14 protein-coding genes are annotated in these 16,717 nt (G+C 74.5%); 9 read left to right on the plus strand and 5 right to left on the minus strand.

Annotated elements, in window-relative coordinates; translation table 11 throughout:
• Positions 1-15: 15 nt before the first annotated feature.
• Genes TEK04_RS10830 through TEK04_RS10840 form a run of 3 tightly spaced genes read left to right on the plus strand, consistent with a single transcriptional unit; the run spans position 16 to position 2,964 of the window.
• Positions 16-1,329: a nucleotide disphospho-sugar-binding domain-containing protein gene (locus TEK04_RS10830; protein ID WP_336404353.1), complete on the plus strand. Its 1,314-nt coding sequence runs from the start codon at positions 16-18 to the stop codon at positions 1,327-1,329.
• The gene (locus TEK04_RS10835; RefSeq protein ID WP_336404354.1) at positions 1,310-1,963 is read left to right on the plus strand and encodes a TetR/AcrR family transcriptional regulator; all 654 of its coding nucleotides are present in this window, start codon (positions 1,310-1,312) and stop codon (positions 1,961-1,963) included. The genes TEK04_RS10830 and TEK04_RS10835 overlap by 20 nt, the downstream gene beginning before the upstream one ends.
• Positions 1,964-1,992: 29 nt before the next feature.
• Positions 1,993-2,964, plus strand: coding sequence for a TAXI family TRAP transporter solute-binding subunit (locus TEK04_RS10840; protein ID WP_336404355.1), 972 nt, complete (start codon positions 1,993-1,995; stop codon positions 2,962-2,964).
• On the opposite strand, the gene TEK04_RS10845 is transcribed toward TEK04_RS10840, so the two are convergent.
• From TEK04_RS10845 to TEK04_RS10855, 3 genes are all read right to left on the minus strand, one after another.
• A complete protein-coding gene (locus TEK04_RS10845; protein WP_336404356.1) occupies positions 2,894-4,273 on the minus strand; it encodes a sensor histidine kinase in 1,380 nt (459 codons plus the stop codon). The genes TEK04_RS10840 and TEK04_RS10845 overlap by 71 nt on opposite strands.
• A complete protein-coding gene (locus TEK04_RS10850; RefSeq protein ID WP_336404357.1) occupies positions 4,270-4,953 on the minus strand; it encodes a response regulator transcription factor in 684 nt (227 codons plus the stop codon). The genes TEK04_RS10845 and TEK04_RS10850 overlap by 4 nt, the downstream gene beginning before the upstream one ends.
• 68 nt (positions 4,954-5,021) lie before the next feature.
• On the minus strand, positions 5,022-6,368 hold the full coding sequence (locus TEK04_RS10855; protein WP_336404358.1) for an MFS transporter: 1,347 nt from the start codon (positions 6,366-6,368) through the stop codon (positions 5,022-5,024).
• A gap of 404 nt (positions 6,369-6,772) precedes the next feature.
• Here TEK04_RS10855 and TEK04_RS10860 point away from each other — a divergent pair, with 404 nt between their 5' ends.
• The 3 genes from TEK04_RS10860 to TEK04_RS10870 all read left to right on the plus strand — a co-directional run bounded on the left by TEK04_RS10860 (position 6,773) and on the right by TEK04_RS10870 (position 9,712).
• Positions 6,773-7,261 carry a hypothetical protein gene (locus tag TEK04_RS10860; RefSeq protein WP_336404359.1) on the plus strand — a complete coding sequence of 163 codons (489 nt, stop codon included), beginning with the start codon at positions 6,773-6,775 and terminating at the stop codon, positions 7,259-7,261.
• Between the two features lie 56 nt (positions 7,262-7,317).
• Positions 7,318-7,668 carry a hypothetical protein gene (locus TEK04_RS10865; protein ID WP_336404360.1) on the plus strand — a complete coding sequence of 117 codons (351 nt, stop codon included), beginning with the start codon at positions 7,318-7,320 and terminating at the stop codon, positions 7,666-7,668.
• Between the two features lie 637 nt (positions 7,669-8,305).
• On the plus strand, positions 8,306-9,712 hold the full coding sequence (locus TEK04_RS10870) for a carboxylesterase family protein (RefSeq protein ID WP_336404361.1): 1,407 nt from the start codon (positions 8,306-8,308) through the stop codon (positions 9,710-9,712).
• Here TEK04_RS10870 and TEK04_RS10875 read toward each other — a convergent pair.
• Both TEK04_RS10875 and TEK04_RS10880 read right to left on the minus strand, forming a co-directional pair.
• The gene (locus TEK04_RS10875; RefSeq protein WP_336404362.1) at positions 9,702-11,336 is read right to left on the minus strand and encodes an SLC13 family permease; all 1,635 of its coding nucleotides are present in this window, start codon (positions 11,334-11,336) and stop codon (positions 9,702-9,704) included. The genes TEK04_RS10870 and TEK04_RS10875 overlap by 11 nt on opposite strands.
• Before the next feature lie 101 nt (positions 11,337-11,437).
• Positions 11,438-13,480: a DEAD/DEAH box helicase gene (locus tag TEK04_RS10880; protein ID WP_336404363.1), complete on the minus strand. Its 2,043-nt coding sequence runs from the start codon at positions 13,478-13,480 to the stop codon at positions 11,438-11,440.
• Positions 13,481-13,802: 322 nt separating this feature from the next.
• Here TEK04_RS10880 and TEK04_RS10885 point away from each other — a divergent pair, with 322 nt between their 5' ends.
• From TEK04_RS10885 to TEK04_RS10895, 3 genes are all read left to right on the plus strand, one after another.
• Positions 13,803-14,606, plus strand: coding sequence for an alpha/beta hydrolase family protein (locus TEK04_RS10885; RefSeq protein ID WP_336404364.1), 804 nt, complete (start codon positions 13,803-13,805; stop codon positions 14,604-14,606).
• Positions 14,607-14,798: 192 nt separating this feature from the next.
• Entirely contained in the window at positions 14,799-15,179 is a 381-nt protein-coding gene (locus tag TEK04_RS10890; RefSeq protein ID WP_336404365.1) for a hypothetical protein, read from the plus strand.
• A gap of 338 nt (positions 15,180-15,517) precedes the next feature.
• Positions 15,518-16,708: a zinc-dependent alcohol dehydrogenase gene (locus TEK04_RS10895; protein WP_336404366.1), complete on the plus strand. Its 1,191-nt coding sequence runs from the start codon at positions 15,518-15,520 to the stop codon at positions 16,706-16,708.
• The last annotated feature ends 9 nt before the right edge of the window (positions 16,709-16,717 follow it).

Below are 16,717 nucleotides of genomic sequence, written 5' to 3' on the forward strand. Positions count from 1 at the left end.
ACCTGAAGGGCCGCCATGTCGACCTACCTGCTGTGCAGCACCCCGCTCTACGGGCACGTCGTCCCGCTCGTCACGATCGGCCGCCGGCTGGTCGAGCACGGTCACCGCGTCCTGCTGCTCACCGGATCGGTCTTCGCCGATCGCGTGCGGGCCGCCGGGTTGGAGTTCCGGCCCCTGCGTGGGGCGGCCGACTTCGACGAACGCGACCCGGGGACCTACGTGCCCGACCTCGACCGGTACCGCGGACTGCGGTTGTCGCGGTACCAGGTCGAGCAGACCTTCGTCCGGCCGATCCCCGACCAGTTCCGCGCCGTGCGCGCGATCCTCGACGCCGAGGGGGTCGACGCCGTGCTGGTGGACTGCGTGTTCGCCGGGATCCTGCCGCTGCTGACCGCCGCCCCCGGCACCCGCCCGCCCGTGCTGGCTGCCGGGATCATGCCGCTGGCCCAGACCAGCCGGGACGTCGCGCCCTACAACACGGCACTGCCCCCGTCGTCCACCCGGCTAGGCCGGCTCCGCAACCGCACCCTCAACGCGGTCGGCCGGCGGGTGCTGTTCGCCCCCACCCAACGCCTGGCCGACCAGCTGGTGCGCGACGTCGGCGGTACCGGGCTCGGTGACTCCTTCGTCATGGACCTGTCCCGGCTGTTCGACCGCTTCCTGCAGCTGGGGCCGGCCGAGTTCGAGTACCCCCGCTCGGACCTCTCGCCGAACCTGCGGTTCGTGGGCCCCGTCCTGCCCGGGCACGGCGGGGCGTCGCTTCCGGACTGGTGGTCCGAGCTCGACGACGGCCGGCCCGTCGTCCACGTCACCCAGGGCACGCTCGACACCGACGACTTCACCAAGCTCGTCCGACCCACCCTCGACGCGCTCGCCGACGACGACGTGCACGTGCTGGTCAGCACCGGGCGGCGACCCGTCGAGGCCGTGGGACCGACGCCGGCCAATGCCCGGGTGGCCGAGTTCCTGCCCTACGACGCGCTGCTGCCCCGCACCGACGTCGTGGTCACCAACGGCGGGTTCGGCGGCACGCTGCAGGCCCTGGCAGCTGGGGTGCCGCTGGTCGTCGCCGGGGCCGCCGAGGACAAGCCCGAGACCGCCGCGCGGGTGGCCCACTTCGGGCTGGGCATCGACCTGCGGACCGGGCGCCCCTCCGCCGAGCGGGTCCGGCGTGCGGTGCACGACGTCCTGGCCGACCCGTCGTGGCGGGCGCGGACCACCGCTCTGGCTGCGACCATGGCCGGGTACGACGCGCTCGACGCCGTGGTCGACGAACTGGAGCGGGCGGTTGCAGCGAGGCGGGAGGCCGGTGGACGCCGAGCAGGGTGATCGGCGCCGGTACGTGTCGCCGTCCCGGGCGGCCGGCGCCCAGAAGACCCGTCGTCGCATCGTCGCGGCCGCCGGTGCGCTGTTCGCCGAGCGCGGCTACCAGGCCACGACGATGCCGGCCATCGCCGCCGCGGCCGGGGTCTCGGTGCAGAGCGTGCACCTGGCCGGCCCGAAGAGCGCCCTGCTCGTCGCCGCCTTCGGGGTGGCCTTCATCGGCGACGAGGGCCAGCAGGCGCTCACCGACCGCCCCGAGCTCGAGCAGATCATGTCGCTGCCCCCCGCCGAGGCCCTCCCTGCCTACGCCTCCTTCCTGACCGCGGCGCACGCCCGGTCGGCCCGCATCTGGCAGGCCCTCCGCGCCGCCGCCACCACCGACCCGGTGGTGGCCGGGCTGGTCGACGCGCTCGAGGCCCGCCGCTACGCCGACTTCGAGCGGGCCGTCGCGTGGGCCGGTGAGCGAGGTGTGCTCGTGGGGCCCGGGGACCCCGCCGTCCGGGCCGACGTGATGGCCTGGCTGGCCGCGCCGGAGACCTACGTGTGGTTCACCCGTGACCGGGGCTGGACCGGGCAGCAGTACGCCGCCTGGCTCGTGCACGCCCTCACCACGCAGGCGTTCGGGCCGCTCCCCGACTGATCCCGCGTCCCGACCGTAGGATCCCGGCGGTGACGGTGGACCGGCGGCGGTTCCTCGGCGGGCTGGTCGCCGCCGGGGTCGCCGCGGTGCTGCCCGGGTGCTCGTCGGGCACCCCTGCCGACGGGGCCGCCGGCCGGCTGCGCATCGCCACCGGCTCCCCCGGCGCGGTCTTCCACCGCTACGGGTCGGCGCTGGCGGCCGAGGCCGGGCTGCTCATGCCGGGTGTGCGGGCCGACGCCCTGGTGACGACCGGGTCGGTGGACAACGACCTGGCCCTCGACGACGGCCGCGCCGACGTCGCGTTCTCGCTGGGCGACACCGCGGCGCTCGCCCTGGCCGGCACCGACCCGTTCACCGCTCCCCTGGCGCCGGTGGGCCTGGCCCGCTTGTACGACAGCTTCCTGCAGGTCGTCGTCCGGCGGGACTCGCCCGTGCGCACCGCAGCCGACCTCGCGGGGCGGCGCGTCGCCGACGGCGGCGTCGGGTCGGGGGGACGGGTGGTGCTGACCCGCTGCCTGGACGCCCTCGGCATCAGCGGCGACGTCGAGCTGCTCGGCGGCCCCCTCTCCGACGGCGCCGACCTGCTCCGCTCGGGCCGGGCCGACGCGCTCTCCTACGTCAGCGGCTACCCGGTCCAGGCGCTGGTCGAGCTGGGGGCCCAGGTGCCGCTGCGCGCGTTGGACCTCGGTGACCTGGTGGCCCCGCTGGTCGCCGCGCACGGACCGCTGTACGTCGCGGGTCCGCTCCCGGCCACCGCCTACGGGCTGCCCGAGGCCGTGCGGACGGTCGCGGTCACGACCTACCTGCTGGCGGCGCCGAGGCTGTCGGACGCTGCGGCCTACGGCCTGTGCTCGGTGGTGTTCGACCGGCAGGGGCAGCTCGCCGAGCGGGTGCCCGACGTCCGGCAGCCCACCCTGGCCTCCGGCATGTTCACCCAGCCCGTGCCGCTGCACCCGGGGGCGCTGCAGTGGTTCCGGGACCGGGCCCGCCAGGGAGGGTGACGGTCACCCGCAGCCCCGGGTCGGCGGCGTTGATCGTGGTGGTGCCCCCGGCGTCGGTGACCCGGCCGAGCACGATGGCCAGGCCCAGCCCCGTGCCGTCCACCTCGGCGTGCCGGGGCAGCCGGTGGAACCGCCGGCCCAGGTCGACTGCCTCGGCCGCGGTGACTCCTGGCCCGTGGTCGCGGACGTCGAGCAGCCACCCGTCCCCGTGCGGTCGCAGCTCCACCTCGACGGCGGCGTCGGGCGCGTACTTGGCCGCGTTGTCCAGCAACGCGTCGACCAGGGTCTCCACCAGGTCCGCCTCCAGCACCGCCGGCGCGGGGCCCGCCGGGACGCGGCAGGAGAGCCGCCCGGTGAACAGGGGCTCCCACAGGTGCACCCGGGCCCGCAACCGGTCGGCCAGGTCCAGGGGCACGGGGACGCGGTCGGCCGCACCGGTGCGGCTGACCTCCACCAGGCCGTCGAGGATCTGCGCCATGCGGTCGGTCTCGGCCAGCACCGGGGCGACCTCGGCCGGCCGGTCGGTCGACAGCGACTCCAGCCGCAGCCGCAGCGCGGTGAGCGGGTTGGCCAGCTGGTGCGACACGTCGGCGACCAGGTCGCGCTGCTGCTGCTGGGAGCGCTCCACCTGCGTCGTCATGCGGTTGAACGACTCCGCGAGCCGGCGCAGCTCGGGCGGTCCCTCCACCCGGGCCCGAGCCGGCCGGCCCGCCGTCACCTGCTGCACCGACTCCTCCAGGTCGTGCACCGGGCGCACGATCCACCCGACCAGCGGGCTGGCCACCGACCAGGCCAGCAGCGCGAGCAGCACCAGGCTCCCGGCGGCGGCCAGCGCCATCCACCGGCCCACCTCGGCCCGCACCCACGCGGTGTCCTCCACCAGCACGACCGCGCCCAGCACCTGCGCGTCGCGGCCGACCGGGGTGGCCACCACGAGCGGGTCGGTGCGCCAGGGCCACATCGCCGGGGGCGGCGCCGACGGCACGCCGTCCAGCGCCGCGCGCAGCGCCGCACCCACCGCGGGCCCGGTGGGCAGCGGGGTGCCGGCGTCGGCCAGCACGCCCTGGTCGGTGCCGACCACCCAGGCCTGCACGTCGGTGACCTCGCGGTAGCGCTGCAGGTCCCCACCCAGCCCGAGGGCGCCGTCGCCGGCCGCCACGAGGCTGGCGAAGCGCGTGGCGTCGGCCAGTCGGGCCTGGTGCAGGTCGGTCGCCCGCCCCTCGGCCCAGGCCACCAGCAGCGGGACGACGAGGGCGGCGAGCAGGCCTGCCGTGGTGAGCAGGGCGAGGGCGAGCAGCCGGCGCCTCACCGCTCGGCCACCGGCACCCGCTCGGCCACCGGCACCAGGCGGTAGCCGACCCCGCGGACGGTCTCGACGACCCCGGCGCCGAGCTTGGCGCGCAGGGTGCCGACGTGGACGTCGAGGGTGCGGGAGGCGCCGATCCACGCGGTGTCCCACACCTCCTCCATGAGGGCGGCGCGGCTGACCGGGCGCCCGGCCTGCCGCAGCAGCGCGGCCAGCAGCTCGCACTCCTTGGCGGTGAGGACGACGTCGCCGTCGGGGGTGCGCACCCGGCGGGCCTCGGCGTCCAGCTCGAACCCGGCGTCGACGGCGGGCGCCGGGTCCGGGCGGGTGCCGGCCCGCCGCGCCACGGCGTCCATCCGGGCCAGCAGCACCGCCAGGCTGTAGGGCTTGACCACGTAGTCGTCGACCCCGGCGCGCAGGGCCGCCACCACCGAGGCCTCCGCCCGGCGGGCGGTGAGCGCGACGATGGCCACCGAGCTGGTCTCCCGGATGCGGGCGCACACCCACAGCCCGTCGTGGTCGGGCAGGCCCATGTCCAGCAGCACCAGGTCGGTGTCGGGGGTCAGGGCGGCCACCGCGTCGCGGCCGGTGGCGGCGTGCCGCACGGTCCAGCCGCTGCCGCGCAGACCCTGGGTCAGGGCCTCGGCCACCCCGGCGTCGTCCTCCACCAGCAGCACGCGCACGTCTCCCCGCACCTCCGGCCGCGCACGCTACCGGGCCGTGGCGCTCGCCACGGCCCGGGAGCGACCGATCAGGACCGGCTGGCCGCGAGGTCCTGGCCGGGACGGGCGGGGGTGCCGTCCAGGAAGTTCTTCGTGCGCTGCAGGACGAACGCGTAGACCACGAGGGAGACCGCGATGGCCACCGTCACGTAGACGGCGAAGGCGGACTCGGCGTCGTTCTCGGCCGCGGCCTCGTAGATGACCGGGGCGGTGCCGCCGAACATCGAGTTGGCCAGCGCGTAGCCCAGACCGACACCCAGCGCCCGGACGTGGGAGGGGAACAGCTCGGCCTTCACCACGGCGTTGATCGAGGTGTACCCGGTCAGGACCACGTAGGTGCCGGTGATGAGCAGGAACGAGGCGACCGGCGAGGTCACCGTGGGCAGCAGGGTCAGGAACGTGTAGGTCCAGAGCACGCCCGCGACGCCGAAGCCGATCAGCAGCGGGCGCCGCCCGACCCGGTCACTGAGGTACCCGCCGACCGGCTGCATGAGCATGAGCAGCACGAGCGCGATGAAGTTGATCCAGGTGCCGGTCATGCCGTCGTCGGCGTAGACGCCCTTGATGATGCGCGGGCCGTTGACGCTGTAGGTGTAGAAGGCGATCGTGCCGCCGAGGGTGACCAGGAAGCACACCAGCAGCTGCTTGGGGTAGGCGGTGAACAGCTCGACCATCGAGCCGGACCTGCGCGCGCCCTCGCCGTCCTTCTGCAGCGTCTCGTCCATGCTGCGGCGCAGGAACAGCACCACGACCGCGCTGACGGCGCCGATGAAGAACCCGATGCGCCAGCCGAACCGGGTGATCTGCTCGTCGGTGAGGAAGGCCTGCTGGACGAGCAGGGTGGCCTGGGCCAGCACGTGGCCGCCGACCAGGGTCACGTACTGGAACGAGGAGAAGAAGCCCCGCCGTCCCTGGGTGGCTGCCTCGGACATGTAGGTGGCCGACGTCCCGTACTCACCGCCGGTGGCGAAACCCTGCACCAGCCGGCAGAGCACCAGCAGGACGACGGCGCCGGCACCGATGGTCTCCGCGGTCGGGGTGATCGCGATGACCAGCGACGCACCTGCCATCAGCGAGATGCTGAACACCAGCGCGGGACGGCGGCCGTGCCGGTCGGCGTAGCGGCCGAAGAACCACGAGCCGATGGGCCGCATGACGAAGGTGACCGCGAAGATGGCCAGCGTGTAGATGCCGGCGTTGGGCTCGCCCTCGGCGAAGAAGTTGGCCTGCAGGTAGGTCGCGAAGACCGTGTAGATGTACACGTCGTACCACTCGACGAGGTTGCCCAACGACCCGCGGATGGTGTTGAACACCGCCCGTCGGGTGGAGGGGGCGGTCAGCGGCTCGGGTCGCGCTGCGGGGGACGTCGTGCTCACGGGGCACCTCCGTTGGTGTCGGTGCCCAGACGCTAGGTATGACCACGACCACAGCCCGAGCCCGGACGACGTCTCCTTACACAGACTTTGCAGTCGCTCCCCGGTCTCGCTGTCGGCCATGACGGCGACCACCGTGATCACCGAGCAGACCGCGATGCAGACGTCGACCCGCCCCGGGTCGGGGTCGGGTCGGGCTCGGTGCCCAGCAGGGCCACCGCGATGATCGGCGCCGAGGCGCCGGCCACCAGTGACGCGAGCGGCGAACCGACCGACATGCCGGTGTGGGGTCCCTGGCGCCGAACACGTCGGCGGAGCAGGCGGCCTGCGGGCCGTGCATCTCCATCGCCGCCCCGTGGTGGAGGGCGCACGCAGGTTCTCACGACGTGGCTGCCGATACTGGTCGCGTGGACGAACGGCGGTCGAGCCTGCGGCTGCGGCCGGCCGTCGTGCGCACCTCGAACGGCGACCTGCACCATCTCGACCTCGTCGTCGACGGCATCTCGATCCAGACCACGATGGGCCATGAGGGCGCCACGACCCTGAACCGGGTGTGGATGCCGTCAGCCTGGTCCCCGGTGGACGTCTTCCGTGGGCGGGCAGTCGATGACCTCGCCGGTCCTGGTCGCCTCTCACTGCTCACCTGCTCGATCTGCGCCGATCTGGAGTGCGGGGCGCTGACGGCCGCCCTCCACATCGGTCCCGACCAGGTCGCGTGGTCGGACTTCCGATGGGTCACCGGCTACGACGACGATCTCCTGCTCAGCCAGCTCCCATCGCCGGTGCGGTTCGACCGCGCTGCCTACGAGCGCGAGCTGGACCAGGCAGCCGTCGTGCTGGAGACGCTGCCCGCCAAACTTCTCCGTCCCCCTCGGCAGCGGTGGTGGCGGCGGTGAACGTCCTCGGCCTACGCACCGTCGTGGACGGAGGTTTCGCGGAGGTCGTGCCGTACGTGGACGGTGTCCCGCTCGTCGACCTCGTCAGCGTCTTCGAGGCCGACAGCGGCTACGACGTCCCGGGGGCGTATGCCGGCCTCGCCCGTGACTGGGAGTTCGACGCAGAACGGTGGTGCCCGTCCCCCGAGCGCTTCCTGCGGGCGAACTTGCTCGGCTGCGATTGCGGCGAGGCCGGGTGCTGGCCGCTCGTTGCCCGCATCCGGGCGGTCCGCGACCAGGTCATCTGGGACTCGTTCGAGCAGCCGTTCCGCCCCGAGCGCGACTACACCGGCTTGGGTCCGTTCACCTTCGACGCTGGCCAGTACGCCGCCGCCCTCGTCGACCCCCGCGGCCGCCGCTCCGGGTGATGGATTGCCGAGTGTGCGGTCGATGCTGCTGGTACGCATCGGAGATCGCGCTGGCCGCACGCTCGGGAGCGTCCGTCCCCACCTCGCCGGATGAACGGTGCGACGTCAGCCCTCCTCGACCACCGCGGCTGCACAACCATCGGTGAGGCGGAACAGCAGCGCGTCTCCAGCGGTGTTGCAGTCCCCACCCCCGGAACGGCGAAGACGGTCGACCGCTGCGGGGCGGTCATCGCCCTGGGCCCAGCCCACCGGGGTCGAGCACCCCGAACGCTCAGCGGAGCGGGATCCCGCCGTGCCCATGGACGCTCCTGCCGGACGGTGAGCCGCTGGCCTCGCTCGAGCACTTCGCCGTCCGGGGCCCGAACGGCGGGGCCCTGATCGCCCTGTCCCCCGAGGTCCCATCGCGACTGCATCTGCTCGACCCGGCGAGTGCTGCGATGTCGGCTGCGCACCCGGTCTCGTGCACCGCGCACGCCATGCCCTGGCCTGGGCACCAGCGGTTCCACCGGCGCGGTCGACAACCGGCGGACGGGATCCTGACCCCGGTCGGGCGGTCGAGCATCCTCGACCGGGTCCCGTGGCAGTCGCTCGGTGCCACCCCGACCGCACACGGGCGGCCCGCGTCACGCATCCCGGCGTGGTGGCTGCGCGAGTGCTCTCCGGAGTGCGCAGCAGCCACGCCAGCATCGGCCAGGTGCGGCGGCTGCGTAGCGTGCCCGGGGTGGGTGGGGAGCTGGTTGACGTCGAGACCCCTGCCGGGGTGTTCACCGCGCGCCGCGAGGGCGGCCTCGTCCGGGCCACCGGCATCCGGTACGCCCGCGCCGAACGCTTCCGCGCCCCGGTTCCCGAGCCGGTGCACGAGCAGCCGGTCGACACCACCCACCTCTCCCCCGCGTGCCCGCAGAACCCCACTCCGCTGCTGGACGAGCTGTTGGTCGACGCCACCGCCGGCCTCACCGTCGACGAGGACTGCCTGCGCCTCTCGGTGACCGCCCCGGCCGACGCCGTGGCCGCGCCGGTGATGGTCTTCCTGCACGGCGGCTCGTACCGCGCCGGCGCGGGCGACGCCCCGGTGTTCGACCCACGGGCACTCGTCCGGGAGCAGGGGGTGGTCGTCGTCGCGGTCACCTACCGGCTCGGCCTGCTGGGGTACCTCGGGGACGGCGGGGCCCGCGCCGCCAACCTCGGCCTGCTCGACCAGATCGAGGCCCTGCGCTGGGTGCAGCGGGCGATCTCCGGCTTCGGCGGCGACCCGGGGAACGTCACCCTGTTCGGGCACTCGGCCGGCGGCGACGCGGTGGCCCACCTGATGGTCGCCGACGGCGCGCGGGGGCTGTTCCGGCGGGCGATCGTCCAGAGCGCGCCGCTGGGCATCAGCCGCGGCCGGGCCCGCATGTCCGCGGCGATGGACGCCGCCGCCGGGGACCTCGACGCGGAGACCCCGCTCGACGACGTCCTGGCCACCGAGGCCCGGGTGGAGGCCGCCGCGACCCCGTTCGGTCTGCTCGGCGCGATGCCCTTCGGCGTCCGGTACGGCCATGCCCCACTGCCCGCGGAGCAGGACCTCGACGCCGCCTGGGCCGCCGTGGCCCCGCACGTCGACCTCCTGATTGGCAGCACCGCCCGGGAGGTCGCGCTGTTCGTCCCGGGCCTCACCGGCCTGCCCGCCCGCCTGCTGTCGGCGCCGCTGCTCGGCCGCGTGCTCACGCGGGCCGCGGTCGCCGTCCTCAGCTGGAGGGTCTACGGCGAAGCCGCGCGTTCCACCGCCCGCAGGCACGCCGCAGCCGGCGGCCGGGCGTCGACCTACCGCCTCGAGTGGGGCCCGCCGGGCCCGTACCGCGGTGCGCACTGCGTCGACCTGCCGCTGCTGTTCACCGACGCGGCGGCGTGGCGGGACGCGCCGCTGATCGCCGGTGCCGACTGGGCCGACGTCGAGGCCCGCGGCCGGCAGCTGCGCCGGGTGTGGTCGGAGTTCGCCCGCACCGGGCTCGTCCCGCAGGTGGACGAGCCCGGCTTCCTGGGCACCCGCCGGGTCAGAAGGTGATGCCCAGCGCCAGCCCGCCCAGCGCGTAGACCGCGACGGTGATGAGCACGATGCCGATGACGTTGAGCGCGGCCCCGGCGCGCACCATCTGCCCGATCGAGACGTAGCCCGAGCCGAACACGATTGCGTTGGGCGGGGTCGCGACGGGCAGCATGAACGCGCAGGTGGCCGCCAGGGCCGCCGGTACCAGCAGCGCGAGCGGGGCGATCTCCAGGCCGAGCGCCACGCCGCCGAGCACCGGCAGGAAGGCCGCCGCCGTCGCGGTGTTGCTCGTGACCTCCGTCAGCAGGAGCACGACCACCGCCGTGACGACGACGAGGAGCACGACCGGCAGCGCCCCCAGCCCGCTGACCTGGCTGCCGATGAACTCGTCCAGCCCGGAGGACTGCACCGCGGTCGCCAGGCTGAGCCCGCCACCGAACAGCAGCAGCACGCCCCAGGGGAGCTGCGCGGCCGAGGCCCAGTCCAGCGCGGACACCCCGCGGCGGCCCTCGACGGGGACCAGGAACAGCGCCAGGGCGCCCGCGATGGCGATCACGGGGTCGGAGAGCTGGGCGACGAACGGCAGGACGTCGGTCAGCGCCGTCCACCCGGTGAGCGGCTGCCGGAGGACCCACAGCAGGGCGGTGGAGACGAAGATGCCCAGCACCGTCCACTCGGCGCGGGTCATCGGCCCCAGGGCGTCGAGCTCGTCCTGGATGACCTTGCGGCCGCCAGGGATCTCGGCGAGCCGGGTCGGGAAGACCACCCGGGTGAGCACCAGCCAGGCCGCGACGAGGAACACCAGCGACAGCGGCAGCCCGAGCAGCATCCAGGCCCCGAACCCCAGCTCGATCCCGTACTGCTGCTCGACGAAGCCGGCCAGGATGAGGTTCGGGGGCGTGCCGATGATGGTGGCCAGCGAGCCGATGCTCGCGGCGTAGGCGATGCCCAGCATGAGGGCCACCGCGAAGTTGCGGATGTCCTTGTCCTGGATCAGCTCGGTCACGACCGTGCCGCCGGCTGCGGGGGCGTCCTCCCCGGCCGCCCGCACCTGGTCGGCCACCTCGGGGTCGGCCGAACCCACCCGGTCGAGCACCAGCAGCAGCACCGACAGCCCGATCGGCAGCATCATCACCGCGGTCGCGGTGTTGCTGACCCACATGCTGATGAAGGCGGTGGCCAGCATGAAGCCGGCCACCAGCCGGTCGGGCCGGGTGCCGACGGCCCGGACGACGAGCAGCGCGATCCGCTTGTGCAGGTCCCAGCGCTGCATGGCCAGGGCGATCATGAACCCGCCCATGAACAGGAAGATGTTCGGGTCGGCGTAGGGCGCGGTCGCCTCCGACGTGCCGAGCACACCCAGCAGCGGGAAGGCCACGATCGGCACCAGGGCCGTGGCCGGCAGGGGCAGGGCCTCGGTCATCCACCAGACGGCCAGCAGGACGCCGACCGCCGCCGTGGCGCGACCGGCGTCGGACAGGTCGCCGGCCCCGCCCAGGGCCAGGTAGGCGACCACCGCGGCCACCGGGCCGGCCACGCGACCCACCCACAGGCGCCGGGTGGGCACCGTGCACCCCTCGGCGGCCTCGTCGAGCTTGCCGCGGTAGCGGTCGGCTGCGGTCTCGGTGGTCGGCTGCGCCACGGCAGGCCCCTCTGGGTCAGGGCGCCACCGCGGGCGCCGGCTCGACGCGGGTCCTGATCGTGCCCGCCCACCGTGACCACCGCCACAGGGAGCGCACAGGGTCAGCCCGGCGCCGGCGCCCCCAGCTCGTCGACCAGCAGGGCGACCAGGGCCTCGAGCTGGACGTCACCGGTCCCGGCGACCTCCTCGTCGGAGCCGTCGAGCGCCCGGGCGGCCAGGCCGGCCTTGCTGCCGATCAGCTCGGCGATGCGGGAGTCGATGGTCTGCGCGGCGATGATCCGCCACGCGGTGACCGGCTCGGTCTGCCCGATGCGGTGGCTGCGGTCGATGGCCTGGGTCTGCTCGGCGTCGGTCCACGACAGCTCGGCCAGGACGACGTTCGACGCCACCTGCAGGTTCAGCCCGACGCCGGCCGCGGTGAGCGAGCAGACCGCGACCTTGACGTCGGGGTCGGTGACGAACGCGTCGACCTGCTTCTGCCGGGCCGACGGCGTCTGGTCGCCGCGGATCGAGGAGAACCGCACCCCGGCCTTCTCGAACGAGGCCTCGGCGGTGTCCATGACCGCGATGTGCTTGGCGAAGAACACGACCTTGCCGGCGCTGCGGGCCAACTGGGCGGCGTAGTCGGCGGCCAGCTCGGCCTTGGCCAGGCCGATGCGCCGCATCATCGAGAACACGTTCTCGCCGGTCTGGCGGGTCATCGCGTCCTTGAGCTCGCTCTTGGCCACCCGGCGCACCAGGTCCATGTCCAGCTCGTCGTCGACGACGTCCCGGTAGGCCATCGCCGAGCGGTACTGGTGCACCATCCGCTGGGCCAGCTCGCGCTCGGCGGCCCGGATGGAACGACCCACGGCGCCGTCCAGCTCGACCGGCAGGTCGGCGATGCGGCGGGCCGGGATGTCGGCGGCGACGTCGACCTTGCGGCGGCGCACGATCCCCATGTCGATGACCGCGCGCCGGGCGGCGTCGTAGAACTCGCGGTCGGCCGGCACCAGCCCCAGGGACTCCAGCCGCTCGGTCAGCTCGGCCAGGGGCTTGCTGTCGTCGACCCAGCCCAGGAACCGCCAGATGGCCCGGAAGTCGTCGACGTCGTTGATGAGCGGGGTGCCGGTCAGGGCCATGAGCAGCGGCTTGGCGGTGCGCAGCCGCATGCCCTCGCTCAGCGCGAGCACGTGCTGCGAGCGCTGGGAGGTGACGTTCTTGATGAAGTGCGCCTCGTCGACGACCATCCCCCGGAACCCGAACTCGCCCAGCCACCCGCGGTGCCGGTCGAGCACCTCGTAGTTGACGACCACGATGTCGGCGAACCCGTCGACGGTCTCGCCGTCGCCCTGGACGACGGTCGCCGGCCGGTGCGGCGTCCAGACCGCGGCCTCGCGCGCCCAGTTGGTCTTCACGACGTTGGGGACGACGACCAGCAGCGGGTAGGCCATCGCCGCCTCGGCGGCCAGCAGCGCCTGGGCGGTCTTGCCCAGACCCGGCTCGTCGGCGAGCAGGAAGCTGCGGTGCCCCTCGGCGGCCGCGGCGACCAGCTGGCCCTGGTGCGACATCAGCTCGAGCCCGGGCGGGGTGAAGCGGCTGGTCGGGAACGGCAGCGGCATGCACGCCGGCGCGCCGCCGCTCGCTCGCTCGAAGGAGGTCAGCAGCGGGCCCATGAGCTCCCAGCCGGCCAGCCGCCCCACCCGCGGGCCCCGCTGCGCCGCGCCGGCCTCGTAGTCCGGGGCCAGGAAGGGGTTGGCCAGCTGGCGGGAGACCACCGACTGCGGGACGACCCGCCGTCCGACCTCGACCGGGGCGACCGGGGTGGGCTCGGGCTCGTCGTCCTCCTCGGGCTCCAGCCCCAGGTCCTGCCGGATCTCCTTGGCCACCTGGCGGGCCGCGGCGGAGACGACGGCGTCGTCCCCGAGCAGGGCCAGCAGGCCGGCGTCGCGGACGGCGGTGGTGGCCAGGATCGTGGCGATGCCCTCCAGCCGCTTCAGCTGCTCGGCGCGGTGGGCCTCGCTCCCCTCGGCGGTGCGCACCCGCGCGCGCTCCTCGCGCAGCAGCAGGGCGACGGCCTGGAACCGGGCCCGCACCGAGGGGGTGACGCGGCCGCGCTTGGCCGCTGCCTCCACCTCGCGGACGGTGCGCGCGAGGGCGCCCACGAGGTCGGTGCTGCGGGGGCGGTGCCCGCCCCGCCCGGCGGTGCGGCGAGCGCCGTCCCGACGCTGGCCTGCTCGAACCAACTGCGTCTCCTCCTGCTTGCGCGCGCTCCCGGCGCGGCGGTGCGCGGCGCACGAGCGCCGGGACGACGTCCCGGGTGCGCCGGACGGTGCGTGGACCGCTGGCCAGCAACGGCCCGGTCCGGTGCGGGAGCAGCCGCACGCCGACGACTGGTGGCGGGCCTTGCTCCCGACGCACAGGCTACGCGGACCGACACCGGCGCGGGAGACCGACCCGCCCGCCGACGTCCAGCAGGGTGTCGACGTGCGAACCCCGGGCATGCGACGACGTCAGCTGCTGGGCCTGGCCGCCTGGGGCACACTCGGCGCGGTGACCGCCGCCTGCTCCCGACCCGGCCCCGATCAGGGCACCACGCGCAGCGCCTACGGGTCCGACCCGAGCCAGTGGGCCGACCTGTACCGGCCCTCCGGCACCCCGCGCGGGGTGGTCGTGGTCATCCACGGCGGTTTCTGGCGGGCGCAGTACGACGCCTCGCTCGGCGAGCCCCTGGCCCGGTCGCTGGCGGCCGAGGGCTGGGCGGCGTGGAACCTGGAGTACCGGCGGGTGGGCAACGGCGGTGGGGTGCCCGCGACGCTGGACGACGTCGCGGCCGGGATCGACGCGCTCGCCACCACCGACCTCGACCTGACCCACGTGCTCGCGCTCGGGCACTCGGCAGGCGGGCACCTGGCGGTGTGGGCGGCCGGGCGCACCGGGGCCACGGTCCCGCTGACCGGGGCCGTGTCCCAGGCGGGGGTCCTCGACCTGCGGGCAGCGGCCGACGAGGGGTTGGGCGGCGGGGCCGTCGAGGCCTTCGTCGGCGGGCCGGTGGACGCGACCGTGGACCCGGTGCAGCAGGTGCCGCTCGCCGTCCCGGTGCGCTGCGTGCACGGGCGGTCGGACACCAACGTGCCACTGTCGCAGTCGCAGTCCTACGTGTCCGCGGCGACCGCGGCCGGGGCCGACGCGACGCTCACCGAGGTCGACGGCGACCACTTCGTGCTCATCGACCCGTCCGGGCCGGTGTGGCGGACCCAGCTCGACCTGCTGGCCGACCTCGCCCGCTGAGCGGGCGCGCACCCGCCCGCCAGGGCGCCCCCACGCGGCTGACCCCGGTCTCCGACCCGCACGGGGGCGCACCCGCCTCGCCCGTGCGGCCCGACGCGCCCCGACCGGCTCCCTGACCCGCATGGGCGCGCACCCGCCCGCCAGTGCGGTACCGCGGGCCGGATCGTCGGACCTGCCCAGCACACTGCGGGTGTGCCAGCCTTCTTCCTGCCCCGCGCCGCTGACCCCGACCAGGCCGAGCGGCTCTACGAGGCCCTCGCCGAGTTCGCCGGCTGCGAGCCCGCGCCCGCCGGCGAGCGCATTGCCGCGATCACGTTCGACGTCGACGGCGCCCGGTGGGTGGCCGCGGTCGGCGAGGAGCTCACCGGCACCCGCACCACCCGGCAGATGCGCCGCGGCGAGCTGCTCGAGCACACCGTCGAGCTCACCTCGCCGACCCGCGTGCTGGCGATCTACCCCGGCTCCCCCACCACCGTCGTGACCGACGCCGCACCCATCACCGGCGCCGAGTCCGAGTGGGCCAACCCGTTCACGGCGTCCCCGTCGGGGGTCACCCTCTTCGACCGGGCTTAGCCCGAGGTCAGTTCGCCCGCTCGACCGCTGAGGGCCGTCCTCGACGCGCCCACCGACGACCACGCTGCACCAGGACAGGTCCGCCACCGGCCACGACCCATTGCTCCGCCACCCACGACCCATGCCGGGAACAGCAGGAGCACGGTGGCCAGCAACGCCATCATCGGACCCCCGCTCTCGGCGACCCCACGATCCCCCGGCTGCCCCAGCGCCAGCTGCGCACCGCGTGCGATGTGCCTGCATGCGCACGCCGCTGTTTCGGCCCCCCTCCGCGGTGGGGAGGAGCCGCGGGCCTGGAGACCACGGGCGCAGCGACCGCGCGACCGAGGGGGACCCCCATGAAGGCAGTGACCTGGCACGGCAAGGGCGACGTCCGCGTGGACGACGTCCCCGACCCGACGATCCAGCAGCCGACCGACGCCATCATCCGCGTCACCACCACCAACATCTGCGGCTCCGACCTCCACCTCGTCGAGCCCCTCGCCCCGTTCATGAGCGTCGGCGACGTGATGGGCCACGAGACCATGGGCGAGGTGGTCGAGGTCGGCGGCGAGACCGGTGACCTGCGGGTCGGCGACCGGGTCTCCATCCCCTTCCAGATCTCCTGCGGGCACTGCTGGATGTGCGACCGCGGCCTGTACACCCAGTGCGAGACCACCCAGGTGCGCGACCAGGGGTCGGGTGCGGCGCTGTTCGGCTACTCGAAGATGTACGGCTCCGTCCCCGGCGGGCAGGCCGAGTTCCTGCGGGTGCCGCAGGCGCAGTTCACCCACGTCAAGCTGCCGGAGGGCCCGGCCGACGACCGGTTCGCCTACCTGTCGGACATCCTGCCCACCGCCTGGCAGGCCGTGGCCTACGCGCACGTCCCAGAGGGCGGCACGCTCGTCGTCCTCGGCCTCGGCCCGGTCGGCGACTTCGCCGCCCGCATCGGCCTGCACAAGGGCTACCGCGTCATCGGCGTGGACCTGGTCCCCGACCGGCTCGAGCGGGCCCGGCTGCGCGGTGTGGAGGTGGTCGACCTGCGCGAGCACGAGGACGACCTGGGTGACGCCATCCGCGACATGACCGACGGTCGCGGGCCGGACTCCGTCGTGGACGCGGTCGGCCTGGAGGCGCACGGCTCCCCCGCCACCACCTTCGTGCAGAAGGCCGCCGGACTGCTGCCCGACGTCCTCGCCGCCCCGCTGCAGAAGACCGCCGGTGTCGACCGGCTCGCCGCCCTGTACTCCGCCATCGACATCTGCCGGCGCGGCGGCACCATCTCGCTGTCCGGGGTCTACGGCGGCGCCGCCGACCCCATCCCGATGCTCACCCTGTTCGACAAGCAGCTGCAGCTGACCATGGGCCAGTGCAACGTCAAGAAGTGGGTGCCGGAGATCATGCCGCTCCTCACCGACGACGACCCGCTCGGCGTCGACACGTTCGCCTCCCACCGGCTGCCGCTGGCCCAGGCCCCGGAGGCCTACACGAACTTCCGCGCCAAGGAGCACGGTTGGCAGAAGGTCCTGCTCAAGCCCGCCGGCGTCTGAGCGGACGTA

It is taken from the genome of Klenkia sesuvii, from assembly GCF_037083825.1.
Classification (GTDB): Bacteria; Actinomycetota; Actinomycetes; order Mycobacteriales; family Geodermatophilaceae; genus Klenkia; species Klenkia sesuvii.

Coding starts and splice junctions, on each gene's coding strand:
- TEK04_RS10830 (WP_336404353.1), top strand. CDS start 16: ATGTCGACCTACCTGCTGTGCAGCACCCCGCTCTACGGGCACGTCGTC.
- TEK04_RS10895 (WP_336404366.1), top strand. CDS start 15,518: ATGAAGGCAGTGACCTGGCACGGCAAGGGCGACGTCCGCGTGGACGAC.